This is a genomic window from Hoeflea sp. AS60 (genome assembly GCF_038900115.1).
Lineage (GTDB): Bacteria > Pseudomonadota > Alphaproteobacteria > Rhizobiales > Rhizobiaceae > Hoeflea.
This window is the reverse complement of record NZ_JBBMQP010000002.1, coordinates 756,697-781,800: the sequence shown is the minus strand read 5'-3', so window position 1 is coordinate 781,800 and position 25,104 is coordinate 756,697. Positions and strand designations below refer to the sequence as shown.

Sequence of the window (25,104 nt, the reverse complement as noted above, 5' to 3'; positions counted from 1 at the left end):
ATTCCGACCATGCCATCATGGCCTATCGCCATCGAACGTAATTATCTTGCGTCACACCAAACAGGGATGATTGAAAATACTAAGCTTTTTCAAGGCGCAGCGTTTCATTTATTCGATAAAGGCATCGACCGGGCGGCTTTCTCAAAATTATCCTGAGAGTGCTTCAGATCCGCCCGGTCGATCATTCCTGTTGATTACGGCAGCAGAACCGTGGTGCCGGTTGTCTTGCGTCCCTCGAGATCGGTATGTGCCTGCGCAGCATCCGAAAGCGGGTAGCGTTGATTAATGTCGATCTTCACGACACCGCGTGAAACCACATCAAACAGTGCGTTGGCCGAGGCTTCGAGATCCTCGCGGCTGGCGATGTAGGTGAACAGCGTCGGCCGTGTTGCAAACAGCGACCCCTTCTGGGAAAGGATGCCCATGTTGAACGGTTCGATCGGACCCGATGACTGGCCAAACGAGGCCCACAGCCCACGCGGGCGCAAACAATCAAGCGAGCCGGGAAAGGTGTCTTTGCCCACCGCGTCGTAGACAACTTCGCAACCCTTGCCGCCAGTGATCTCCTTGACCCGACCGACAAAATCCTCTGTCCGGTAATTGATGACATGGTCATAGCCATTGGCGGAGGCCAGTTCAGCCTTTTCATCCGAACCGACAGTTCCGATAACTGTAGCGCCCAGCGCCTTTGCCCATTGACCGACGATCAGTCCGACCCCGCCGGCTGCCGCATGAAACAGGATCGTGTCACCAGGCTGGACGGCATAGGTCCGACAAAGCAGGTACTCCGCCGTCATCCCCTTGAGCATCATGCTGGCGGCGACATCGAGTTCGATGCCATCAGGCACCTTGACGATCTTCTGGGCTTCAATCAGCCGCTCCTGCGCATAGGCGCCGATAGGTCCTGCATAGGCGACGCGGTCGCCCTGCTTGAACAGCGTGACACCCTCACCAACTTCCGTAACCACTCCAGCAGCTTCGTTTCCCGGAACCAGCGGTAGCCCATTTGGGGCCGCATAGAGACCGGTGCGAAAGTATACGTCGAGAAAGTTAAGACCCACTGCCTCCTGGCGGACACGCACTTCGCCGGGGCCGGGATGTCCGACCTCGTGATCGCGCCATTCCAGCACTTCCGGACCGCCATGTTTCGAAATCAGGATTGCCTTCATGTCGATCTCCTCCAATGAGACTGCGGCCATAGGCCGTTTTCTTTCAATTTAGTGGTCTTTTCGATCTAGCGCCGTCCGAGAGCGGGAAACAACTGCATGATTCCGCCAATGACGAACAGATAGCCACCAGTCAGCATCACGGCCCACATCAGCCAGTCCGGGCTATCGAAATGCAGCAGAAGCGCATAAGCCGACAGCACAGACCAGACGGTAAACACAGTGAGGTTGAACGGCCTGAGCCGGATGACCCGAACCGGGTGCAGGAAATTGATCGGCAGGAACGTCATGACGACGGCAGCCAACACGATCACGAACGCCACGGTTTCCGACGGGTTGGTCACAAACAGCGTAAACACCAGCATGTTCCAGACAACTGGAAAGCCCGAGAAGAAATTCTCGTCCGTCTTCATGCCCATATCAGCATAGTAGATCGCGCTTGAGACCACGATCAGGCCGGCAGCCACAAACGACAAAGGCTCGCCAATCATTCCGCTCTGATAGAGCGCAAAGGCGGGTATCAGCACGTAAGTGACATAGTCGATCACGTTGTCGAGCATCACGCCGGACCAGTTCGGAAGAACTTCTTTGACGTTGAGCCTGCGCGCAATGGGTCCGTCGATTCCGTCGATCAGCATGGCAACGCCAAGCCACCACCATAAATCGACAAACCGCCCCTCAGCCGCAGCCACAAGCGCAAGAAAGGCCATATAAGAGCCGCTGGCGGTCAGGATATGGACCGAAAACGCCCTGATTTCCGCGTAGGGAACGCGGCGGTATTTAAACGGAAGCTTCATGCCGCCCACGCCTCCAAGCGTATTTTCAGTTCGGGCCGCTCCAGTCGAGGGCGCAGATTTCAGCCGAACGGCCGGCAAAGTTCCAGTTGCGGCCAAAGGCGCGCAGTTTCGACTTTTCCGATTTCGCTACAATGATTTCCGGTGCGATCCAGTATTCCGAATTGGAAATGACCGTGTCTTCACCGTGATTCTTGCCCGGAATCGGCGCAACCACGCCATCGATGATCTTCGGAATCTTGAAGATGCGCCGCTTGTCTTCGACCTCGTAGCTGATCGGCTCCTGCTGAACCCCGAGAAAGTTGCCGACAAGAATGGAAAGCAGCGATGTGGTGCCCCCGGCCTTGCCGGTGAAAATCTTTGTGAAAGCCTTGGTGGCGTAGATCGAGGCACGCTTGTCGACAAACAGGCCGGCTGTCCAGTTGCCCCGGCTCATGTAGCCCGGAATTTCCATGATCAGTCCGAGGTTGAGGCCGGAAAGATCGGTGTCGCCGTAATAGCCATTGTCGACGCGGAACCCGGCCCAGGTCTGGCAATAGCCCTCGGTTGGCGGATGCTGGCCAAGCGAGATCACGCAGGGACAGAAAACCGTGCAATTGCACGAGAGCACCAGCTCCCCTTTCAACGCCCACTCAACATCTGCCATTCACGTCGTCTCCCTCGAGTTCTTCTTATATCAACGCGGCCCAAATCAGGGCGGCTCCCCAGATGCTTACTATCGCCCCGCCGGCATTCGTTGTCACCCGCCCTGCCCCAGTTTTCTCAAGAAATGTAAACAGGGTCAGCGCCGCCATCCAGACCACATTCATGCTGCCGACTGCAAGCATGATCAGCATCAGTGCCCAGCAGCAGCCCAGGCACCACGCACCTTGTTCCATCCCGAGCCGGAACACGCCGGGCACGGTTGTCCTCCAGCGCGCAAACAGCGTCGTGAATGGATTGCGGCATTTGGTCAGGCAAGCCTGCTTAAGAGACGTGAACTGATAGAGGCCGGCGCCCAGCAAGATGATGCCGGCAATCACGCCCTTGGCCGGACTCGTCGTCGCCGATCCGGTGAACTTGACTATCGCCAGCTGGATAAGGGTGAAGCCGATAGCCGCCAGAGCCCATACAAACAGATAACCAGCGGTCAGAACCGCAGGGTGCACGACAGGTTCTCCACGCGTGGCAGCGGTATCGGCGATTTCGGCGTATGTGCGGATCATCGGTGCGGCGGTTGGCAACATCATTGCCGCCGACATGGCAAACCACATGACGAAAAGCGCCAGAGCCACCGCCATACTAGAACCGCCCGCAAGCAGGACGTCTGAGCCTCCCGAGAGGCAGAGGTCGGCAATCGTCGCAGCGAAGGAGCCGGGATCGACCGGAAGAAGATTTGCGATGAGCGACATGCCGGGCCCCAGCGGACGCGGTGTTCCCTCAATCGCGATGACCGAACCTGCCATCGACATCAGGAACCACCAGGCTATCCCGGCGGTCAGCAGCACCATCGCCAGTACTGGCCAGACCGGACGGCGCGCCATCCTGGCTATCGTGCGTCCGGACCTGTCCAGTTGATCAAACCGGCCGTCGAGCGGATCTGTGTTTGCGCGGGGCGTGAACATGCGCCAAATGATCCCATGGAGTTCGTTGGTCAGGCGATGTAAAGGATGGATGGCCTGTGACGCAATCGCCAACGCATTGAACAGGCGAAGTTTTGGGAAAGGGCGAAGAATTGCTGGAGCAATATGACATAGCGGTCATCGGTGGTGGCCTTGCCGGATCCGTTGCAGCTCTTGCTGCTGCAAACGAGGGATGGCGCGTCGCCTTCATCGCGCCCGCGCCCCCACAACAGGATGGACGCACCACCGCGCTGTTGTCGGAATCAATCGAGTTGCTGGCCCGACTAGGTGTCTGGGAAGATGTCAGGTCCGTGTCTGCCCCCTTGCGCACCATGCGCATTCTCGATGGCACCAAGCGGCTGTTCCGCGCCCCGCCGGTCTCCTTCCGTTCGAGCGAAATCGATCTTGACGCCTTTGGCTACAATATCCCCAACCAACCTTTGTTCGACGTGCTCCAGGCCGCAACCCGTCAATCCGGCCTGATTGATCGTTTCGAAAGCCCGATGGCGGATGCCGAACAGTCCGAAGAGGCAATCACGCTCACCCTGGAGGATGGCACAGAGGTAAATGCGCTGGCAGCTCTGGCGGCGGATGGCCGCGGTTCGAAGTTGCGCGAGGCGATCGGGATCCGGGTCAAGACCTGGTCCTATCCGCAAACTGCCCTTGTGATGAACTTCTCCCATGGCATCGCTCATGAAGATACTTCGACCGAGTTCCACACCGAGCAAGGACCGTTTACCCAAGTGCCGCTGCCCGGCAATCGCTCCAGTCTCGTTTGGGCCGTCAAGCCCGGCGATGTCGACGGCATCCTTGCCCTGCCCCGCGATGCGCTCAACACTGAGGTGGAAACCCGGATGCGGTCCATTCTGGGGAAGGTCGAGGTGGACGGCGCCGTCCAGGCCTGGCCGCTGTCGAGCCTGATTGCCGACAGTTTCGGCAAGGGCCGGACAATGTTGGTCGGTGAAACCGGCCATGCCTTTCCGCCGATCGGCGCTCAGGGCCTCAATCTCGGGCTTCGCGACATCATGCAGGCGATCCAGTCGATCATCGATGCCGGTGGACCGGGACATGCGCCGCATGCCGTCACCGCTTTCAATCGTCAGCGCCGGATCGACGTCACTAGCCGGACAGCCGGGGTCGATCTTCTTAACCGCGCCCTGTTGAGTTCGTTCCTGCCGGTTCAGGCCCTTCGAGCCGGTGGACTGGCAGCATTGTCTGCCATTCCGCCACTCAGGCTTATGGCCATGCGCGAAGGCATGACACCGGGCTGGCGCAGGAATGGTGCCGCCTGATCAGCCGCACCGCAGCTCTGATATTACTTTCAGAAACCGCAGCAACGGCTTGATGTAATTTATATTATGCATATCTAAAATAGAGCGTTGCAGAGATGGCAACGCGCCAAAACCCTGTTCAGGGAAACAGGTCCGGCGGCAGGGTTCCGCTGGTGATCAGCCAGAGCAATGCCGAAACCGTCAGCACGCTGCTCACCGTGGTCACAAGCACGGTTGCGGAAGCGCGTTCGACCCAAGTCGAATATTGCTGCGCGATCACGAACACATTGGTGGCTGTCGGCAGGGATGCGAGCAGGACGGCCGTGTAGACCCACACCGGGTCGAAATTGCCGATGGCGCTCAGCCCGAGATACATCAACACCGGATGCGCGATCAGTTTCATCGGCACGATATAGCCGAGTTCCACCGGCACTCGCTTGAGCGGCCGGAGCGCGAGAGTCACGCCCATCGCAAACAAGGCACACGGCGCTGCTGCCTGCGCCAGATAGTCGATCAGGCGTCCGACCGGCACCGGCGGCACAAATTCCGCCCATGCCGCGGCAACCCCCACCACTGTGGCAAGAATGAACGGGTGAAACGCGATCTTGCGCGTCACCCCGAGTGCCAGTGCGCCTGCGCTTCGGTGGTCGCCGCCTGCGAGCGCCATCATCATCGGTGCAATGGTGAAATGCATGATGTTCTCAAAGCAGAAGATCAACGCAACCGGCACCGCGGCCGGTTCACCGAACGCCAGAATGGCGATGCCCGGCCCCATATAGCCGATATTGCCGTAAGCCCCTGCCAGCCCCTGAACCGTGGCTTCGCCAATCGGCGCCCGCCGAACCAGGATGCCTGCAGCAAAGACGATGGCAAAGACCGTATAGGTAACCACCATGCTGGTCATGACGTAGTCCCAGCGCGCCAGCTCTTCGATCGGCGTCCGGGACAGGAGCTTGAAAAACAGCGCGGGCAGCGAGACATAGATGATGAAGGTGTTGAGCCATCCCATCGCCTCATGCGGCTGCTTGGTGATACGCGCAGTGATGTAACCAAGCAGGATCAGGCCGAAAAAGGGCAGCACCAGACCAGTGATTTCAGCCATACTTGATCCCTGCGCGAGCTGTTAATACAATGCTTCAGCTTTTGCAGGGGGTAGGTTCCCGACGCAGCGGCGTCAAGGCCAAACAGTTGAACTTCTGGTCAAACTTCCCATGTAAACGCCCAAAGGAAGAAAGACATGCAGCTCAAAGAAGCCAAATTTCACATCGGACAAATCGTCAAGCACCGGATTTTCCCGTTCCGGGGCGTGATATTCGACGTTGACCCGGTTTACGCCAATACCGAGGAATGGTGGAACGCCATTCCCGAACAGGTCCGTCCGCGCAAGGATCAGCCGTTCTATCATCTGCTGGCCGAAAACGACGAGACCGAATACGTGGCCTATGTTTCAGAACAGAACCTGCTGGTTGATGACAACGAACAACCGGTTCGCCATCCGCAGCTGGCCGAGTTCTTTGATGCCCAGGTGGACGGGGTCTATAAGCCCAAGGAAAGCATCAGCCACTGATCACGGGAGCATCTGACAAGGCGCTTCAGTGCAGGAATAAAAAAGGCCCGGATGCGGTGGCGAATCCGGGCCTTTTCATTTGAAGTCCAGCTAAATCAGTTTTTCTTCGCAGCTGCCTGCGCGTCTTCAAGCTTCTTGCGGGCTTCATCAGCCTTCTTGGCCATTTCTTCCTGCAGCAGACGCTGGCGTTCCTGCAGTTCGGACTGCGCGATCGGATCACCGTCCCATCCCTGGGTGAAGCCTTCAAGCGAGATCTTCAGCGGGTTCGGCGTACGCTGGTAGTTGACCGAAGTCAGAACCAGTTCGCCGCCCTTCTTGAAGGAAGCGACCATTGCATCGGTCAGGAGCGTTTCAGCCACGCAGGTTTCCGGCATGCAGATCGCATACTCGAGACGCTGTGCCTGGCCGCCGTCGACCTGCAGATTGATGCCGGGCTGGATCAGGCGTGCGGTAGGAACCGTGACCTGAAGGATCATGCGGTTGACCTTGCCGGTCACCTTGATCAGGCCGATTGCCGTCAGCAACTGACCCGTCGGCGCCGTAACAATGTTCTGCACGACGCAGACGTCATTGTCTTCCTGTTTGGTGCAGGTCTTGTACCAGCCCTGGTTTGCACCCTGGGCGGAAGCGGTCGCCGGCATGAATGCGGCAGCGACGCCAACCGACATGACAGCGGTGAAAAGGGTCTTTGTGATGGCGTTCATTTGTTTCCATTACTCCTGAAATGCGGCCCCGGGGCAGCGTAGGGTTCGCGCTTACTCTGCGCCCTCATGTATATAGCGCGCCTTCTCGATTGAAAATGCGGCAACAGCAAGGCTTGTTTCGCGTTCCTGTTACCGCGGGAAGGCTGCAATATCCAGCCCGGAGGCAATGTTCAGCTCAAAAAAATCTGCGCCTGCCCGGTGAGCGGTGGCCTGTAACCGCAGGCCCGTATATCCTTGAAACGGGATTCGACGGCAGCGTATGTTCACGCAATTGCCACGCATGACACCCTGGAGGATCGACAATGAGACAATTGCTGGGAGCACTGGCCGTCGCAGCAGGCGCGTTGATTAGCACCTTGCCGGGCGCTCATGCCGAACCGGTGCACGGCATTGCAATGCATGGCGAACCCGCATTGCCTGCCGATTTCAGCCACCTCCCTTACGTCAATCCGGATGCGCCAAAGGGTGGCAAGGTGAATTACGGCGTTGTCGGCACCTTCGACAGTGTCCGGCCGTTCATCGTCAAAAGCATGCGCACCACCGCTCGGGGCCTTGCTGATCCGGTCTTCGGCAATCTTGTCTATGAAACCTTGATGCAGCGATCCCAGGATGAACCCTTCACGCTCTACGGCATGCTCGCCGAAACGGTGGAATGGGACGATGAGCGCAGCTTCATCCAGTACAATATCAATCCCGCCGCGCGCTGGTCCGACGGAGAGCCGGTGACTGCGGATGATGTGATCTTCACGATGGAGCTGATGAAGGAAAAAGGCCGTCCGCCCTACAGCACCCGTCTCAAACGTGTCGCCAGCATGGAAAAGGTCGGACCGCTTTCAGTTCGGTTCACCTTCAATGAAACTTCCAACCGCGAATTCCCGCTGATCCTGTCGCTTTCCCCGGTATTGCCCAAACATGCGACCGATCCCGAGACATTCGACCAGTCCACGCTTGAACCCGGTATCGGTTCCGGACCTTATGTTGTCAGCGAAGTCAAACCCGGCGAACGCATCACCTACACCCGTAACAAGGATTACTGGGCCAGAGATCTGCCGATCAAACGCGGCATCGACAATTATGACCAGATTTCGGTCGAGTATTTCCTGTCCGAGACCAGCCAGTTCGAGGCGTTCAAGAAGGGCGTTTTCGATGTCTATCCCGATGGCAGCGCCACCAACTGGTCACGCAGCTACGATTTCCCCGCCGTCACATCAGGCGAGATTGTCCGAAAGGAATACGATAACAAGACCCCGTCGGGGATGTACGGTTTCGTCTTCAACACACGCAGACATTTCTTCGAGGATGTCCGGGTCCGCCGTGCCTTGACCATGCTTTTTGACTTCGAATGGTCCAACCGCAGTCTTTACGACAACAGCTATACCCGCACCCACTCGTTCTGGGATGGCTCGGATCTGTCGAGCTACGGCAAGCCCGCCGACGCCCGCGAGCGCGAAATCCTGGCGCCGTTCCCCGATGCTGTGTCGGATGACATTCTGGATGGAACCTGGGTCCTGCCGGTAACCGACGGGTCAGGTCGCGACCGTAAGGTGCAGCGCGCAGCGCTGACGCTGCTGCAGGAGGCTGGATACAGAATCGAAAATGGCAAGTTGCTGGATGCAAACGACAAGCCGTTTGCCTTCAACCTGATGACCCAGAATGAGGGCCAGGAAAAACTGGCGATCGCATTTCAACGCTCTCTTTCAGCACTCGGTATCGAAATGACGATCCGGACTGTCGATGACGCTCAATATCAGCAGCGCTCGCAGACATTCGACTACGACATGATCATGAAAGCGTTTTCGTCATCACTGTCTCCGGGCACCGAACAGTTGAACCGGTGGGGCTCGGCCTCCCGCGACCAGCAGGGATCTTTCAACTTTGCCGGCGCCGCGAGCCCTGCGATCGACGCGGCGATCGATGCGATGCTCAACGAACGCACGGCCGAAGGATTTCGCTCCGCCGTGCGGGCATTTGACCGCGTCCTGTTGTCGGGCCATTATGTGATCCCGGCCTTCCACCTCGGCAAGTCCTGGGTGGCGCACCGCAGCCGGATCGCCGAACCTGATGGCGAGCCCCCGCTTTACGGCTATTATCTGCCAGCCTGGTGGGATACCACCGCAGCCCCCTGAGAAATCAGTTCGAACGCCAAGACACCCGAAAGGTGAAACCATGACTGCTCCCTCATTGACCATCGATATCGTCTCCGATGTCATGTGCCCCTGGTGCTATATCGGCAAGCGCAGGCTCGAAGCAGCCCTTGAGGAAGTTAGGTCTGAGATGGATGTCGAGGTGCGCTGGCGTCCCTATCAGCTTGACCCTACCCTGCCCAAGGAAGGCAAGGATCGGAAACAATATCTCGAGGACAAGTTTGGCGGTGCCGAAGGCGCTGAGCAGGCCTATGCAACTGTTCGCGCAGCAGGCGTTGAGGAGGACATTCCCTTCGCCTTCGACAAGATAGAAGTGTCGGCCAACACGATGGACGCACACAGGCTGATCCGCTGGGCGAGTTCGCTCGGCTTACCGGCGCAGCACCAGATGGTGGATTTGCTGTTCAAGGCCTATTTCGAAGACGGCAAGAACATCGGTGACGATGCGGTGTTGCTGGAAGCTGCGGAACTGGTAGGGCTTGAAGCTCCCGTCGTCGAAAGACTGCTCGCTGGCGAAGCGGACCGCGACACTGTGGCGACCGAAATCGATCAGGCACGGCAGATGGGTGTTACCGGTGTGCCGTGCTTCATCATCGACATGCAATATGCCGTGGTTGGCGCCCAGTCATCCGAAGCACTTGCCGATGCGATGCGCAAGGTGGCTGCCGAGAAAGACCGCCAGGCAGCCAACGATTTCTGAGCAGCAAACAGCGCCGCTCCTGCGGAAGTCGTTCGTTGCCAGCGAAAGAGCGAGATTGCTTGCGCGTGCTATTTCGTGGTCTCAAACCGGGCTCGGCTAAGGCTGACCAGGGCTGAAACAGCCGCGCACAGGCCGGCCAGCACCATCGCCATATTGGGCGCATTCGCCAGCGGCACCAGTGCAAAGATGATCGACATCGAAATGGCGCCCATTGTCTGGCCCATCAGCCTTGCCGTGCCTTGCATCGCTCCCGCAGCGCCACTGCGCGCCTTCGGCGCCGAAAGTAGCAGGATGCGGTTGTTCGGCGTCTGGAAGAGACCAAAGCCTGCTCCGGCAAGCGTAGTGCCGATCAGAAATGCAATCCCCATCGCATCAGGTGGCAACAGTCCGGCAATTAGCAGCCCCAGAGCCAGCAATCCGCCGCCAGAGGCGCACAGCCAGGCCGTCTTGATCCGGTCGGCAAGCCGCCCCGCAATTGGGGCCATGATGATCGTCGCAATCGGCCATGGCATCATGTAGAGCCCGGTCAGCGCTGGCGTCATGCCCATGGTATGCTGCAGATAGAACGGTAGCGCCACGTAGGCCAGCATCTGGCCGGTAAAGCAGGCAACCGACGCGATGACAGCAACCCGGAAGCCGGGCTCGGCGAGCAGATCGGTCGGCACGATCGGCGTGCTTGTATTGCGTTCAAGCCATAGCACCGCCATCAGGCACAGGACCGAGCATCCGATGAGCAAGGCGCCGCTCAGGGGGGCGGTTGCCATCTGTTCCGCGCCGGCAAAGAACAGGATGAACATTAACGTGTTGGCCAGCAGCGCCAGAACGTTGATCCTCCGCTTGATGCCTTCCATATGACCCAGAAACCGACCACACAGGAGTATGACCAGCCCCAGCGGTATGTTGACGGCAAAGAGCCATGGCCAACTGGCAATCGAGAGTATGGCCCCGGCGACAGCCGGTCCTGCAGCCGCAGAAATGGCGATTGTCATGGCGTTGAAGCCAATGATAGTGCCGAGCATACGCTGCGGCACGGCAAAGCGCAGGTTCATCGCTGCAAGCCCCATGATCGCACCGGCACCCAGGCCTTGTGCAAAGCGCGCGGCCACCAGCACAGGCAGACTGCCCGCCAGCGCACAGGCCGTTGACGCTAGCGTGAACAGCGCCACACCAATCAGGAAAACGCGCCGCGGCCCGTAAATCTCGCCGAGCGCGCCGCAGGGCAGCAGAGCGACAAGCACGGCGAGCTGGTAGCTTGAGACGACCCAGACCGTGTCGCTGGGATGTGCTCCCAGCGAGATCGCAATGGAAGGCAGCGCGACATTGGCGATGGCGCCATCGAGCACGACGAGGACGAGCGCCATCAGCAGCACGCCAATCGCCAGCTGGCGTCGGGGCGTAGGTAATCCGTCTTCGGCTTGGTCGGGAAGTTTGGGATTGGGCATGTCGTTCATTTCGTCATCTGATCAGACTAGCGATACTCGCGTCGCCTGGATTGCGCCAGACGCAATCGGAAAATTCAACGTAATGTCAAACAGATGCCAGCATCCCCGCCATGCCGCCGCTGCTTCAGCTCTTCTGCCGCAGTGTGATGCGCGTGAGCTCCGCCGGTCTCCCGAGCCGCAGCGCAAAACCGGGCCAGAGCGCAGTGCCGTTGTTGACGTAAAGCTGCATCGATCCGACCTGATAAAGGCCGGAGACAAAACCGTTGTTGGCGCGCGCAAGCAGCCGGTCCATGCCGCGGATCATACCTCCATGGGTGTGTCCGGAGAGTTGCAGCGCCACCCCGGAGTCTGCGGCCCTTTTTGCCTGCATCGGCTGATGGTCGAGCAGGATGACCGGAGCCTGTTCTGGCACACCGCTGAGCGCGGCGCCAAGATCGGGAGCCGCATAACCGTTCCGTCCAGCCGAATGATCAGGGACTCCTGCAATAACCAGTTTGGCCGCGCCGCGTTCGATGACTGCGTGGCTGTTGGAGAGCAACCGCATGTCCATGCCCTCGAAGTGCCGCAAGAAGGCATCCGCGTCGAAAAAATACTCGTGATTTCCCGAAATGGCATAGACGCCATCATGAGCCGAAAGCCCGCGCAACGGCTCGACGTCGGCACGCCGGTTCTCGAGACTGCCATCGATGAAGTCACCGGTAATGACGATCAGATCGGCCTCAAGCGCGTTTGTCTTGGCCACCATGGATGCGGTCCAGGCGGCGGGAAACAGCCGGCTGATGTGCAAGTCGGTCAACTGCACGATCCTGTAGCCATCGAACGCAGCCGCAAGCCCCGGAATGGCGATCTCCATATCCTTGAGCGGTGGGACAATGATGGCCCGGTTGACGCCGAATGACGACAGGGCGAGTGCAGCAATTCCTGCCGCATATCTCACCTCTGGAGCAATCACTGGAAACTGCCATGTGACCGCCAGAACAAGGAGAGCGGCCACATCAAGCGCAAGCTGGAACACCGCCAGAAGCACGATTGCGCCAAACAGGACATTGAACGCAATGACCAGCGGTCTGGGAAACTCTGGCGAAAACACCGAGCCCGACGAGAGCCGGCTGAAATAATGATATTGCGAAGCAATCAGCAGAACCACTGCAAGCAGCGCCTTGAGCGTCCAGGGCCAGTCAAGCGGCAGGATGAAGCGGACAAGCACGATCAGCCATGGAAGTCCGGTAACGAGTTGAAACATCACAGGCGCCTTTGGTGACTTGAGAAACCCTGCGGCGGTATGGCCGCGGATTGATTAGGAACGATCGGAGCTGCCAATTCCCGGATTACATAATTGAGTGTCTTGGCCGGCTCACGCAAAGGGTTGCACGCGCAGGCACCTGTGTGTCGTCAGATAGAGAGCCACCTCGCCATTTACCACCCTCAACCGCTCTTTGCTGCCAGTTCCGCCAGATGCGTCATCACCACGGCAGCCCCATTGAGCCGCTTGTCGGGCGTCGGCAGGTCGCGGATGAACACAACGCTCTGATCCGGCCGGATCTTGGCCATCTGCCCCTGCTTGGAAATGTGCCCGACAAGTGCTGCAGGATTGGGGAACTCCTTGTTGCGGAATTGCACAACCACACCCTTGGGGCCGGCATCGAGTTTCTCGACATTGGCTTTGCGGCAGAGCGCCTTGATGAAGACGATCTTCAGGAGATGCTGAACCTCGATCGGCAATGGCCCGAATCGGTCGATCATCTCTGCGCCAAACCCGTCGATGTCGTTGACATCAATGATGTCGCCGAGCCTGCGGTAAAGCCCGAGCCGCAAATGCAGATCCGGCACATAATCCTCCGGGATCATCACCGGCGTGCCGACAGTGATCTGCGGCGACCAGCCGGTGTCGATCACCTCGTCCTCGCCGCGAACCTCGGCCACCGCCTCCTCGAGCATGTGCTGATAAAGCTCGAAGCCGACTTCCTTGATGTGACCGGATTGCTCTTCGCCCAGCAGATTGCCGGCGCCGCGAATATCGAGATCGTGGCTTGCGAGCTGGAAGCCTGCGCCAAGTGTGTCGAGGGACTGCAAGACCTTGAGCCGCTTGTCCGCCATGGTGGTCAGCATCTTGTTGACGGGAAGCGTAAACAGCGCGAAAGCGCGGACCTTCGAGCGGCCGACCCGGCCGCGGATCTGGTACAGCTGAGCCAGACCGAACATGTCGGCGCGGTGGACAATCAGCGTGTTGGCGGTCGGCACATCAAGGCCCGATTCAACGATCGTCGTCGACAGCAGCACATCATACTGCCCGTCATAAAACGCGTTCATGATGTCATCGAGTTCACCCGCGGCCATCTGGCCGTGCGCGACGGCAAACTTCAGTTCCGGCACGTCAGAGCGCAGGAAGGCTGCGACATCCTCGAGATCCGCGAGCCGCGGACAGACATAAAAACTCTGTCCGCCGCGATAATGCTCGCGCATCAACGTTTCCCGCACCGTCACGGGATCAAACGGCGAAATGAAGGTTCTGACCGCCATTCGATCGACTGGCGGCGTGGTGATGAGGGAGAGTTCGCGCACACCGGTCATTGCCAGCTGAAGTGTGCGCGGGATCGGCGTTGCCGAGAGCGTGAGCACATGAACGTCGCTTTTCAGCTCTTTCAGCCGCTCCTTGTGCTTGACCCCGAAATGCTGCTCCTCATCGATGATCAAGAGCCCCAGATTGGCAAACTGGATCGATGAGCCGAGCAGCGCATGGGTGCCGACCACAATATCGGTCCTGCCCGAAGTCAGTTCCGACTTGGTCAGGGCCAGTTCCTTGGCACCAACAAGACGCGAGGCCTGGGCGATGCGGACCGGATAGCCCCGCAACCGCTCGGTAAAGGTCTTGAAATGCTGCCGCGCCAGAAGCGTCGTCGGCACCACCACCGCCACCTGCACACCGTTCATCGCGGCGATGAAGGCCGCACGCAGCGCAACTTCGGTCTTGCCGAAACCAACGTCGCCGCAGATCAACCGGTCCATCGGCCGGCCCGCCGCCAGATCTTCGCGCACCCGGTCGATGGCCGCCATCTGGTCTTCGGTCTCGTCATAGGGGAAGCGGGCGGAAAACTCATCATAGAGCCCCTCAGGCGCCGCAAGTGCAGGCGCCGAGCGCATGTGTCGTTCGGCGGCGATGCGGATCAGGCCCTCGGCCATATCCAAAAGCCGCTTTTTCAGCTTGGCCTTGCGCGACTGCCAGGCAACTCCGCCCAGCTTGTCGAGTTGCACCTCGGCACTATCAGAGCCGTAGCGGGTCAGAAGCTCGATGTTTTCGACCGGAAGGAACAGCTTGGCGTCGCCGGCGTAATGCAGTTCGAGACAGGCATGCGGCGCGCCGGCGGCCTCAATGGTGCGCAGACCTATGAACTGGCCGATGCCATGTTCGGCGTGGACGACGTAATTGCCCTCGTCGAGCCCGGACACCTCGGAGATATAGTCAGCCCCGCGCCGCTTGCGCTTGGCGCGACGCACCAGCCTGTCGCCCAGCACGTCCTGCTCGCCGATGACGACGAGATCGTCGATCTCGTAGCCGCCTTCGATGGCCAGCACCGCGGCAGCCGCCTCGCCGGGCTTGAGCTTGTCGAGTTCGGCGTGGCTGTTGATCCGCACGACCCGCTTGAGACCGTGCTCTTCGGTTACCTGCAAGAGCCGGTCCAGCGAGCCTTCGGTCCAGGCTGTGATGAGAACCTTGCGCCCCTCGGCACGCTTGGCGCCGACATGGGCAACCAGCTTTTCAAACAAATTGGCCCGGCCACCTTCTTCGGATTTGTCGGCTTCCGCATCTGCGGCCCAGCGCGGCCCCGTCGCTGTCGGCAGGTCGATTACCAACCGCGCGGATGTCTCAGGCTCATGAAACGGCGTCAGCCGGGTCGCGTGCAGCTTGTCGAGTGAGGCCAGCAACTCAGGCGTATCGAGATAGAGCATATCCGGCTCGATCGCCTTGTAGGGCGTGGCCTGGACGCCACGGCCCTTCTCGATGCTCTGAGCCGCCTGCCGCGCCTCGTAATGATCCACGATCTGGGCACGGCGTTCACTTGCTGCTTCCGCAATCATGTGGTCGCCGGAAAGACGGAACCCGCGAAGATAGTCAAACACCGTTTGCATTTCGTCGTGAAACAGGGGCAGCCAATGTTCCATGCCGGGATAACGGCGGCCCTCGCTGATGGCCACATAAAGTGCATCGTCACGCGTGGCCGCACCAAACATGGAGAGGTAGTTGGTGCGAAACCTGCTGATGGTTTCGGGCTCGAGCGTGACTTCACTCATAGCATTGAGTGAAAGTTCCTTGGCCTGAACGGTGGTTCGCTGCGAGGCGGGATCGAAATGTCTCACACTTTCAAGCGTGTCGCCGAAGAAATCGAGCCGCACCGGCTCTTCGGCACCGGGCACGAAGACATCGAGAATACCGCCGCGCACGGCATATTCGCCAACTTCACGGACCGTATCGACCCGCTCAAACCCGCTCTTTGAGAGGCGGGCCGACAGATCTTCCATTTTCAGGCGGTTGCCTGCGCGGGCCGAGAACCCGAGATCGGAAACCACGCCTCTCGACGGGACCCGCTGCAGCATCGCGTTGACCGTGACCAGCAGGATCGCCGGGTGCGGATTTTCCGAGAAATGCGCGAGTGATGACAGCGCTGCAAGCCTCCGGGCCGAAATATCGGCACCCGGCGAAACCCGGTCATAGGGAAGGCAATCCCATCCCGGCAAAGTCAGCACCGGAATGTCGGGTGCAAAGAACGCGAGATTCTGCTCGAGATCGGTCATCCGCTGGCCATCTGAAATGATGTGGGCGAGCGGACCTGCGGACCGAGCCATTTCGGCCAGCGCGAGCGCTTCCATGCCCTGCGGAACACCTGACAATGTGACCGGCGTCACAGCACCCGAAATCTTGCCAACCGGAATGACGGACTTCATGGCTTGGTCGCCTGCCCTTCCGTTCCGGCGTCTTGCGGTTCGAAATCGGGCACATAGGACCGCATCCGGTCAAACATGGCTGTTCGGAACCTTTCCGGTGTCTCGGCTTCGCCGGTGACCCAGCGGAAGATGTCCGCATCCTCTTCAGCCATCAGCCCTTCGAGTTGATCTAGTTCGGTGTCATTCAGGCCTGCGATCTCCGCATCGGCAAAGCCGCCGATCACCAGGTCCATTTCCCGAATGCCTCGTCGCCAGGCCCGCACGAGAATGCGGCGGCGGCGCGGATCGAGGTCGACGCTTGAACGTGTTGTTCCTGTCATGATGAGCCTTTTATGTTTCGACGGTTTCCATATCCTGTCGCCACACAAATGTCAGCCTTGCCTTTGGCGCAAAATTACCGTTCTTCTGCATTCATGCGACCTCTCCAACTCGACCCCCTGTTCAAACCCGTTGAAAGCCTGCCCGGAATCGGCCCCAAGCTCGCCGAAGCGCTGTCACGGGTCACGGATCGCGATGGTCCGGAGGATACCCGTGCGCTTGATCTCTTGTTGCTGCCGCCCCACGGTCTGATTGATCGCAGCATGCGCTCGGGCATCACCGAAGCGCCGGAAGGAACCATTGCCACGCTCAAGGTCAGGGTTGACCGTCACCAGGCATCGCCTCCCGGACGCAGGTCGGCCCCCTACCGGGTCTTTGTCCATGATGAGACCGGCGAGCTGGCGCTCACATTCTTCCATTCGAAACAGCAATGGCTGGAAAAGATCCTGCCGGTTGGTGAAACCGTGCTGGTCAGCGGCAAGGTCGAATGGTTCAACGGCCGGCCGTCGATGGTTCACCCCGATCACATCGCTCTCGAAGCCGACGCTGCGAGCTTTCCGCTGATCGAACCGGTCTATCCGCTGACCGCTGGCCTCTCTCCGAAAGTGCTCCGGCGCTCGCTCGATTCGGCGCTTGAGCTCCTGCCCGAGTTGCCCGAATGGTCAGACCCGCACCTTGTTAGCAAGAACAGCTTTCCCTCATTCGCCGACGCTGTCAGGGAGTTGCACCGTCCGGAATCGGCAAGTGATATCGAACCACAGACGCCGGTGCGGCGAAGGCTCGCCTACGACGAACTGCTCGCCGGTCAGTTGTCTCTGGCCTTGGTGCGGCAGACATTGCGCAAACTGCCGGGCCATCCGGTCGTAGCTGAAGGCAGGCTGCGCCAGGCGATCCTCGACGCCCTGCCCTTCTCCCTGACCGGCAGCCAGACCACCGCCGTCGAGGAGATCCTCAAAGACATGGCCGGCTCGGACCGGATGCTCCGGCTGCTGCAGGGTGATGTCGGCTCTGGCAAGACCGCCGTTGCCATGCTCGCCATGGCCGATGCGGTAGAGGCCGGCGGACAGGCTGTGCTGATGGCGCCGACCGAAATCCTCGCCCGGCAGCATTACGCCACGATCAGAAAGATGGCTGAAGCTGCAGGCATAGAAGTGGCCGTGCTGACGGCGCGCGCCAAGGGCCGGGAGCGCACTGAATTGCTCGAGCGGATCGCCAATGGCGAGGCACAGATTGTGATCGGCACCCACGCCCTGTTTCAGGAATCGGTCGTCTACAGGAACCTGACGCTGGCAGTGGTTGATGAGCAGCACAGGTTCGGCGTTCACCAGCGGCTCAGGCTGACGGCCAAGGGAACCGCGCCGCACATGCTGGTGATGACCGCCACGCCGATCCCGCGCACGCTGGTGCTTGCGGCGTTCGGTGACATGGACGTCTCCAAACTCACCGAAAAACCCGCTGGCCGGCAACCGATCGCAACTGTCACCATTCCCGACGAGCGTCTCGGCGATATCATCGACCGGCTGAAAAAGGCCGTTGAAGACGACAAGAAAGCCTACTGGATCTGCCCGCTTGTAGAAGATTCAGATCAAAGTGACCTGATGTCGGTGGAAAGCCGCCACGCGAGCCTGGCAAAGGCGTTCGGCAAGGAGCTGGCGCCTCTGGTATCGCTGGTCCATGGACGGATGTCGTCTGAGGAAAAAGACCAGGCCATGAGCGCGTTCAAGACCGGCCAAACCCGCCTGCTGGTCGCCACTACTGTCATCGAAGTCGGCGTTGACGTGCCTGACGCCACCATCATGGTGATAGAACATGCGGAGCGTTTCGGCCTTGCGCAGTTGCACCAGCTGCGCGGCCGCGTCGGTCGCGGCGACGGCGCCTCAAGTTGTATTTTACTCTATCACGGCCCCTTGGGCGAAACCGCTGGTGCACGGCTGCAGGTCCTGCGCGAGACCGAAGACGGCTTTCGGATCGCGGAAGAAGATCTCAAACTACGCGGCGAAGGCGAAGTGCTCGGCACCAGGCAATCCGGTATGCCGGGATTCCGCCTTGCCAATCTGAGCGCCCATGCCGACCTGCTGGAGATTGCCCGCAGCGATGCCCGCAATGTTCTGGAGACCGATCCGGCACTCGAAACCCCTCGAGGCGAGGCTCTCAGAATGCTGCTCTATCTGATGCGGCGCGACGAAGCGATCCGCTTCCTGCGCGCCGGTTGATCCGCTCATCTGACGGCACGATCTGCCTTCGACTTGGACTTTGGCGTCAACGGCAGCGTCTTTGGGTATTCAGGCGACACCAGCCCGGCAGAAATCACCATTTTGGCCGCCTCCTCCACGCTCATGTCCAGAACAATGACATCCTTGCGCGGAACAAACAGCAAGAAGCCTGATGTGGGGTTTGGCGTGGTGGGCAGAAACACCGATATGGAATCCTGTTCCGGCAACCTGCTATCGACCTCGCCCTTGGTGTCGGTTGCGATGAAAACGATCGACCAGAGCCCGCGACGCGGATATTCGATCAGTGCGGCCTGCTTGAAGGAACCGCTCTGTTCTGCCAGCACGGTTTGAAAGATCTGCTTGAGCCCTTTGTAGAGGCTGCGCACCAGCGGCATGCGGTCAAGCAGCGACTCGCCAAAGTTCAGGATCGACCTGCCGACCAGGTTGGCGGTCAGGAAACCGATCATCGTGATCAGGAACAGCGCCGTCACCAATCCGAAGCCAGGCACTGCGAACGGCAGGTAGTAGTCCGGATTGTAGATCGACGGAATATAGGGCTTTACCCAGCTATCGACCCATCCGATGAAGGTCCATGTCAGATAGGCTGTGATGGCGAGCGGCGCCACGATGATCAGGCCGGTGAGAAAATAGTTTCTCAACCGTCGGCCCGCGCCCAGCCTCTTTAGCTTCTCCGTCATCGCTTATCCTGCTCTTTGCCGTCCCGCGAAATGATGCATCGCAACACCAATATAGGGACCGGCACACAGCCAAGACAAGCGCCATTGTGAACGCTATTTCCGCGCGGTTGCTATTCGACCGTAACCGACTTCGCCAGATTGCGCGGCTGGTCGACATCGGTGCCCATGAAGACAGCCGTGTGATAGGCAATCAACTGTACCGGCAGGGCATAGAGGATCGGCGTGACGATCTCGTTGACCTCGGGCATGACGATGGTCGCCATGGTTTCAAGCGAAGTCGCCGCCGCCCCCTTCTCGTCGGTGATCAGGATGATCTGGCCACCTCTTGCTGCCACTTCCTGCATGTTCGAGACTGTTTTCTCGAAATGCCGGTCATGCGGCGCAATCACGATCACCGGCATATTCTCGTCGATCAGGGCGATCGGCCCATGCTTGAGTTCGCCCGCGGCATATCCTTCGGCATGGATATAGGAAATTTCCTTGAGCTTGAGCGCGCCTTCGAGCGCCAAAGGAAAACTGGTTCCGCGACCGAGATAAAGCACATCCTTGAAGCGCGAAAGTTCACGCGACAACGTCTCGATCTGCGGCTGGATTGTGTTGAGGACCTCGTTGAAAAGCCGTGGTGCTTCCACCAGTGCCTGCACCATCTTGCTTTCATCATCCGCCGACAGTGTGCCGCGCGCCCGTCCCGCAATCATGGCCAGCGCCGCCAGCACCGAGAGCTGACAGGTGAACGCCTTGGTTGACGCCACCCCGATCTCAGGGCCGGCAAGGGTCGGGAAAACGGCGTTGGATTCGCGCGCAATGGTCGATTCACGCACGTTGACCACAGCACCAATGGTCAGTTTGTTGTCCTTGCAGTAGCGCAGCGACGCCAGCGTGTCGGCGGTCTCGCCCGATTGCGAGATGAACAGCGCCGCCATCCTGCCGGTGAGCGGCATTTCGCGGTAGCGAAACTCGGACGCCACATCAATTTCAACCGGCAGCCTGGCAAAGCGTTCAAACCAGTATTTGCCAACGAGACCGGCATAATAGGCGGTGCCGCAGGCCGACATTGCCAGCCTGTCGAGATTGGCGAAATCAATCTGCGCGCTGTCGAGCTTCACCCGTCCTTCGGCAAAATCGATGTAGTGGCTGAGCGTATGGGAAACCACTTCCGGCTGCTCGTAGATTTCCTTTTCCATGAAATGCCGGTGATTGCCCTTGTCGACAACATAGGCGGCACCCTGCGACTTCTGCTTTCTGCGTTCGACAAGTGCGCCGCTCTGATCATAGATCTCGAGCGTGTCCCGCGTGATCGCCACCCAGTCGCCATCGTCGAGATAGGTGATCTCGTCGGTAAACGGCGCCAGTGCAATCGCGTCGGAGCCAAGGAACATCTCGCCATCGCCATGCCCGACAGCCAGTGGCGGGCCGGAGCGTGCACCGAGGATCATGTCAGGATGGTCTTCAAACAACACAGCAATCGCATAGGCGCCGTCAAGCCGGCTCAGCGCCTTCTGCATGGCCTGGCGCGGCGTTAACCCGTCCTGGCGATAGGCAGCCAGCAATTGCGCCACGACTTCCGTATCGGTCTGGCTGTGGAACTGCGCGCCATTGGCGGTCAGTTCAGCCCGCAGTGGCCCGAAGTTCTCGATAATACCATTGTGGACGACAGCCACTCCGTTGCAAAAATGCGGATGCGCATTGCTCTCGGTCGGCGCGCCGTGGGTGGCCCAGCGCGTGTGTCCGATACCGATCTGACCGGCAAGCGGTTCTTCACCGAGCTTGTGGTCGAGATTGGCGAGCTTCCCTTCGGCCCGGCGACGTTCCAGTTGGCCGTCATGCACGGTGGCTACGCCGGCGGAATCGTAACCGCGATATTCAAGCCGCTTCAGCGCATCCACCAAGAGCGGAGCAACCTCGCGCTTACCAACTATCCCGACTATGCCGCACATGCGTTTCTCCTGGGTAATGTGTTGGCCAAGCTCTTACCCAGCAACGCCGGTTTAGACCAGTGCCCTAAAGTATTGCGCCCGCTCAATTTTGGTGACACCGCGTAACCCGGCCTATGCGTCGGGTCCGCTCTTTGCCATTTTCTGCAGCGCCTTGATGGCCGCGATCTTTTCCCTGAGGCGTTGCGCCCGCTCGGGTTTGGTCACCTGCGGTGCCCGTGCGATCGCCAAGGCGTCGTCAGGAACATCCTTTGTGACAACGCTGCCAGAACCCACATAGGCGCCGTCGCCAATCCTGATCGGAGCAACAAGCGATGAATTCGAGCCGATGAAGGCCCCAGCCCCGATTTCGGTCAGGTGCTTGTTCTGGCCGTCATAATTGCAGGTGATCGTGCCTGCGCCGATATTGGCTCCCGCACCAACAATGGCGTCACCGATATAGCTCAGATGATTGACCTTGGCGCCGACGCCGACCTTTGCCTTCTTGATCTCGCAGAAATTGCCGACCTTGGCCTTTTCCGCCAGTTCCGTTCCCGGACGAAGCCGTGCGAACGGCCCTATGGCAGCGTTTGCACCCACATCCGCGCCCTCAAGATGGCTGAACGCATGAATGACCGCACCCGGACCAACCCTGACGCCAGGACCAAACCAGACATTGGGTTCAATCATCACATCGTTTTCAAGCACAGTGTCATGGGACAGGAACACGCTCGACGGATCGATCATGCTGACACCTGACAGCATCGCAGCATGCCGGGCGCGCTTCTGCCAGACCTGTTCGATCTCTGCCAGTTCAACCCGTGTGTTGCAGCCCATCATGTCCTCTTCGGGAGCTTCGATGGCCACGCATTTCAAACCGCGTTCGCGGGCGATTTCGACAATGTCGGTCAGATAGTACTCACCCTTGGCATTGTCATTGCGGATTGCCTCAAGCAGGCCGAGTGCTTGTGCGCCGGAAAAGGTGATGATGCCGCCATTGCAGAAATCAATTGCCAGTTCTTCAGCGGACGCTTCCTTGTGCTCGCGGATCGCGACCAGTTCACCGTCCTGCTCCAGAAGCCTGCCATAGCCTGTCGGATCCGCCGCGCGAAAACCCAGAACAACCACATCAGCACCCTTTGTCCGCTCGGTCGTTGCCGCCGCAAGGCTGGCAGGGTCGATCAGCGGGGCGTCGCCATAAAGCACCACGACATCGTCAAAGCCTTCTCCAATGACATCACGCGCCATCAACACCGCATGTCCGGTACCCTTGCGCTCGATCTGCTCGACAGCTGTCACAGGAACGTCAAGGCCGGTCTTCGCAGCTTGCGTCACCAGTTCGGCATCCCTGCCGACCACCAGCGCCACCTTGTTCACGCCCGCCGCTGCCGCTGCCTGCGTCACATGCGCGATCAGCGGCAGGTTGCCGACCGTATGCAGCACCTTGGATTTCGACGACTTCATTCGTGTCGCATCGCCCGCCGCAAGCACGACAGCCAGACAAGTCCGCGCCATTCCATCACCTCTTCATCGAATCGCTTGTTTACCCGTGCCGGACCCTATAGCACCGGAACCTCAATCATTCTCCTTCAAGCAAACATTGCCGCGATATGGAAGCCCCCATGACTGCCCCCGTGACTGCCAATGCCGACCCCGCCGGGAAACCTTCTCTCGCGCGCTTCATACCCTTGACCGTCATGCTGCTGACGCCGCTGTTCTTTTCATCGAACCTGATTTTTGGCCGGTCTACGATACACGAAGTGGCGCCGTTCACACTTGCCTTCCTTCGCTGGGCTGCTGCAGCCCTGGTGCTTTCACCGTTTCTGTGGATGGCGCGGGATCGGGTTCGGACCTATGTCACCAGCCATCCGGTGCACTGGCTGCTGTTGGGATTCCTCGGCATGTGGATCTGCGGTGCCGGCGTCTACTACGCCCTGCAATTTACTACGGCTACCAATGGCACGCTGATTTACACCACGTCGCCACTGATGATCATCATTCTCGAACGCCTGTTCTTTGGCCGGGCCACCAGCTGGCGGGAAATTGCCGGTATTCTGATCGGCTTCCTCGGGGTGGCAATTATAGTGCTCAAGGGCAACTTCACCGAACTTGCCGGATCGTCCTTCAATCTCGGTGATCTGATGTTCATTTTCGCGGCCCTGTCCTGGGCGGGCTATTCGGTCCTGCTCAAGGGCCGCCGCACCGCCGCGCTGCCTGTCTCGGCACTTTTTGCCGTCGTCACGCTGTCCGGAGCACTGCTGCTGGCGCCCTTCGCACTGTGGGAGTTCCTCACCGGTGCGTTGATGCCGCATACCTGGAGTGCCTGGGGCGGCATTGCCGGCATTGTTGTCTTCTCGTCGCTGCTTGCGTTCTCCGGCTACCAGTATGGCATCGCGCGGCTTGGTGCCTCGACTGCCAGCGTCTTCATGTATCTGTTGCCGCCCTATGGGGTCGGCCTGGCAGTACTGGTTCTCGGCGAGCCTTTCAAAACCCACCATGCGATCGGCATCATCACCGTGCTCGCCGGCCTGGTGCTCGCAACCGCTCCGAAACGCACAACCTGAACCGGCTTGGCATAACCGACCAGATCGCTCAGCCGATACGGCCCAGTGCCGGGAATGTTTCAAGCAGCCAGTAGGCCATGGTGGCCATGCCCCCTGTCAGGAACAGAATGCCGGTCAGCACCAATAGTGCGCCGGTGATCTTTTCGATCGTACCGAGATGTTTGCGGAATCTCTGCGAGAACCGCATGAAGCGTTCCGAGAACAGTGCTGCAATCCAGAACGGAACCGCCAGGCCCAGCGAATAGGCGGCGAGCAACAGCGCACCGGCACTCACGGTTTCTCTGCCTGCGGCAACTCCCAGCACGGCGCCCAGCACCGGCCCGATGCACGGCGTCCAGCCGAAGGCAAACGCCAGCCCCATCAGATAGGCACCCGAAAGCGTTGCTGGCTTGCCTGCGCCCGAAAACCTAGCTTCGCGCGCCAGAAGGCCGATCCGGAATACGCCGAGGAAGTGCAGACCCATCAGGATGATGACGAGACCACCCAACTGGGCCAGCAGATCCATGTGCTGACGCAACGCAGAGCCTATGCTTGAGGCCCCGGCGCCCAGCGCCACAAACACGGTGGCAAAGCCAAAAGTGAAAAAAAGCGAGGTGAAAAACACAGCTCGCCGGGTATCCCGCGCCTTTGTATCAGGCCCGCTGCCGCGGAAGTCTTCCACCGAAACGCCTGCCATGTAGCACAGATAGGGCGGCACCAGCGGCAATACACAAGGCGACAGGAAAGACAATGCGCCGGCCAGAATGACGGTAAGGAGCGAAATGTCGGCGATGATCACGAAATCAGGATCCCTTTGTCGGGCGGTACGATTGACAAATACCGCAAGGTGCGGCCCAAGCCCCTATCTAACCGCCAGCCTGCCGCTCCGCCAGTCACGTTTTGGAGCGCAGCGCATGATTCCGGTTTCACATCCATGTAGGTCGGCCAAAGACATCGTTTAACGCAGAAAAATCAGCTTCTGACGGTACTTTCAGGCCTTGATCAAAGCACTTTGAAAAAACACTTCAGCGCCGGTTTTTTACAGTTGACCATATGCAGATGCCTGCCTATGTTCCGCGCCATTCGGAC

Annotated in this window: 20 protein-coding genes; 6 read left to right on the top strand and 14 right to left on the bottom strand. The window is 59.5% G+C overall.

From position 1 onward, the window contains the following. Window positions 1-194: 194 nt before the first annotated feature. From WNZ14_RS14075 to WNZ14_RS14060, 4 genes are all read right to left on the bottom strand, one after another. On the bottom strand, window positions 195-1,169 hold the full coding sequence (locus WNZ14_RS14075) for a quinone oxidoreductase (RefSeq protein ID WP_342870236.1): 975 nt from the start codon (window positions 1,167-1,169) through the stop codon (window positions 195-197). Window positions 1,170-1,234: 65 nt separating this feature from the next. Beyond that, window positions 1,235-1,963, bottom strand: a complete 729-nt coding sequence (gene pcsA, locus WNZ14_RS14070) for a phosphatidylcholine synthase (RefSeq protein WP_342869272.1) — start codon at window positions 1,961-1,963, stop codon at window positions 1,235-1,237. 25 nt (window positions 1,964-1,988) lie between these two features. Continuing rightward, window positions 1,989-2,606 carry a DUF1326 domain-containing protein gene (locus tag WNZ14_RS14065; protein WP_342869271.1) on the bottom strand — a complete coding sequence of 206 codons (618 nt, stop codon included), beginning with the start codon at window positions 2,604-2,606 and terminating at the stop codon, window positions 1,989-1,991. 25 nt (window positions 2,607-2,631) lie between these two features. Beyond that, window positions 2,632-3,564 (bottom strand): DUF2182 domain-containing protein, encoded by a 933-nt coding sequence (locus tag WNZ14_RS14060; protein ID WP_342869270.1) that lies wholly within the window; start codon window positions 3,562-3,564, stop codon window positions 2,632-2,634. A gap of 113 nt (window positions 3,565-3,677) precedes the next feature. Between WNZ14_RS14060 and WNZ14_RS14055 the strand changes: the two genes are divergently transcribed. Next, window positions 3,678-4,853 (top strand): UbiH/UbiF family hydroxylase, encoded by a 1,176-nt coding sequence (locus WNZ14_RS14055; RefSeq protein ID WP_342870235.1) that lies wholly within the window; start codon window positions 3,678-3,680, stop codon window positions 4,851-4,853. Between the two features lie 118 nt (window positions 4,854-4,971). Here the strand turns inward: WNZ14_RS14055 and WNZ14_RS14050 are convergent, their stop codons facing one another. Further along, window positions 4,972-5,934, bottom strand: coding sequence for an AEC family transporter (locus WNZ14_RS14050; RefSeq protein ID WP_342869269.1), 963 nt, complete (start codon window positions 5,932-5,934; stop codon window positions 4,972-4,974). A 135-nt stretch (window positions 5,935-6,069) separates the two neighbouring features. Here WNZ14_RS14050 and hspQ point away from each other — a divergent pair, with 135 nt between their 5' ends. Continuing rightward, entirely contained in the window at window positions 6,070-6,399 is a 330-nt protein-coding gene (gene hspQ / locus WNZ14_RS14045) for a heat shock protein HspQ (RefSeq protein ID WP_342869268.1), read from the top strand. A 95-nt stretch (window positions 6,400-6,494) separates the two neighbouring features. Here hspQ and WNZ14_RS14040 read toward each other — a convergent pair whose 3' ends face one another. Continuing rightward, window positions 6,495-7,103, bottom strand: a complete 609-nt coding sequence (locus WNZ14_RS14040; RefSeq protein WP_342869267.1) for an invasion associated locus B family protein — start codon at window positions 7,101-7,103, stop codon at window positions 6,495-6,497. Window positions 7,104-7,405: 302 nt separating this feature from the next. Here WNZ14_RS14040 and WNZ14_RS14035 point away from each other — a divergent pair, with 302 nt between their 5' ends. Next, window positions 7,406-9,229, top strand: coding sequence for an extracellular solute-binding protein (locus WNZ14_RS14035; protein WP_342869266.1), 1,824 nt, complete (start codon window positions 7,406-7,408; stop codon window positions 9,227-9,229). Between the two features lie 40 nt (window positions 9,230-9,269). Next, entirely contained in the window at window positions 9,270-9,947 is a 678-nt protein-coding gene (locus WNZ14_RS14030) for a DsbA family oxidoreductase (protein WP_342869265.1), read from the top strand. A 68-nt stretch (window positions 9,948-10,015) separates the two neighbouring features. Here the strand turns inward: WNZ14_RS14030 and WNZ14_RS14025 are convergent, their stop codons facing one another. The 4 genes from WNZ14_RS14025 to WNZ14_RS14010 form a co-directional block, all read right to left on the bottom strand. Further along, window positions 10,016-11,317, bottom strand: coding sequence for an MFS transporter (locus tag WNZ14_RS14025; RefSeq protein WP_342870234.1), 1,302 nt, complete (start codon window positions 11,315-11,317; stop codon window positions 10,016-10,018). Window positions 11,318-11,513: 196 nt separating this feature from the next. Beyond that, on the bottom strand, window positions 11,514-12,632 hold the full coding sequence (locus WNZ14_RS14020; protein WP_342869264.1) for a metallophosphoesterase: 1,119 nt from the start codon (window positions 12,630-12,632) through the stop codon (window positions 11,514-11,516). 182 nt (window positions 12,633-12,814) lie between these two features. Further along, entirely contained in the window at window positions 12,815-16,330 is a 3,516-nt protein-coding gene (mfd, locus tag WNZ14_RS14015; protein WP_342869263.1) for a transcription-repair coupling factor, read from the bottom strand. After that, the gene (locus WNZ14_RS14010; protein ID WP_342869262.1) at window positions 16,327-16,650 is read right to left on the bottom strand and encodes a succinate dehydrogenase assembly factor 2; all 324 of its coding nucleotides are present in this window, start codon (window positions 16,648-16,650) and stop codon (window positions 16,327-16,329) included. Before WNZ14_RS14010 ends, mfd begins: the two co-directional genes overlap by 4 nt. A gap of 93 nt (window positions 16,651-16,743) precedes the next feature. On the opposite strand from WNZ14_RS14010, the gene recG reads away from it, so the two are divergent. Next, window positions 16,744-18,861, top strand: a complete 2,118-nt coding sequence (recG, locus tag WNZ14_RS14005; RefSeq protein WP_342869261.1) for an ATP-dependent DNA helicase RecG — start codon at window positions 16,744-16,746, stop codon at window positions 18,859-18,861. Window positions 18,862-18,866: 5 nt separating this feature from the next. On the opposite strand, the gene WNZ14_RS14000 is transcribed toward recG, so the two are convergent. From WNZ14_RS14000 to glmU, 3 genes are all read right to left on the bottom strand, one after another. Beyond that, complete coding sequence (locus tag WNZ14_RS14000) at window positions 18,867-19,559, bottom strand: DUF502 domain-containing protein (protein WP_342869260.1); 693 nt, start codon at window positions 19,557-19,559, stop codon at window positions 18,867-18,869. Between the two features lie 110 nt (window positions 19,560-19,669). Further along, window positions 19,670-21,496: a glutamine--fructose-6-phosphate transaminase (isomerizing) gene (gene glmS, locus WNZ14_RS13995; RefSeq protein WP_342869259.1), complete on the bottom strand. Its 1,827-nt coding sequence runs from the start codon at window positions 21,494-21,496 to the stop codon at window positions 19,670-19,672. A gap of 111 nt (window positions 21,497-21,607) precedes the next feature. Further along, on the bottom strand, window positions 21,608-22,987 hold the full coding sequence (glmU, locus tag WNZ14_RS13990; protein ID WP_342869258.1) for a bifunctional UDP-N-acetylglucosamine diphosphorylase/glucosamine-1-phosphate N-acetyltransferase GlmU: 1,380 nt from the start codon (window positions 22,985-22,987) through the stop codon (window positions 21,608-21,610). A gap of 107 nt (window positions 22,988-23,094) precedes the next feature. On the opposite strand from glmU, the gene WNZ14_RS13985 reads away from it, so the two are divergent. Beyond that, window positions 23,095-24,036: a DMT family transporter gene (locus WNZ14_RS13985; protein ID WP_342869257.1), complete on the top strand. Its 942-nt coding sequence runs from the start codon at window positions 23,095-23,097 to the stop codon at window positions 24,034-24,036. Between the two features lie 28 nt (window positions 24,037-24,064). On the opposite strand, the gene WNZ14_RS13980 is transcribed toward WNZ14_RS13985, so the two are convergent. Beyond that, on the bottom strand, window positions 24,065-24,814 hold the full coding sequence (locus WNZ14_RS13980) for a cytochrome c biogenesis CcdA family protein (protein ID WP_342869256.1): 750 nt from the start codon (window positions 24,812-24,814) through the stop codon (window positions 24,065-24,067). Between the last annotated feature and the right edge of the window lie 290 nt (window positions 24,815-25,104).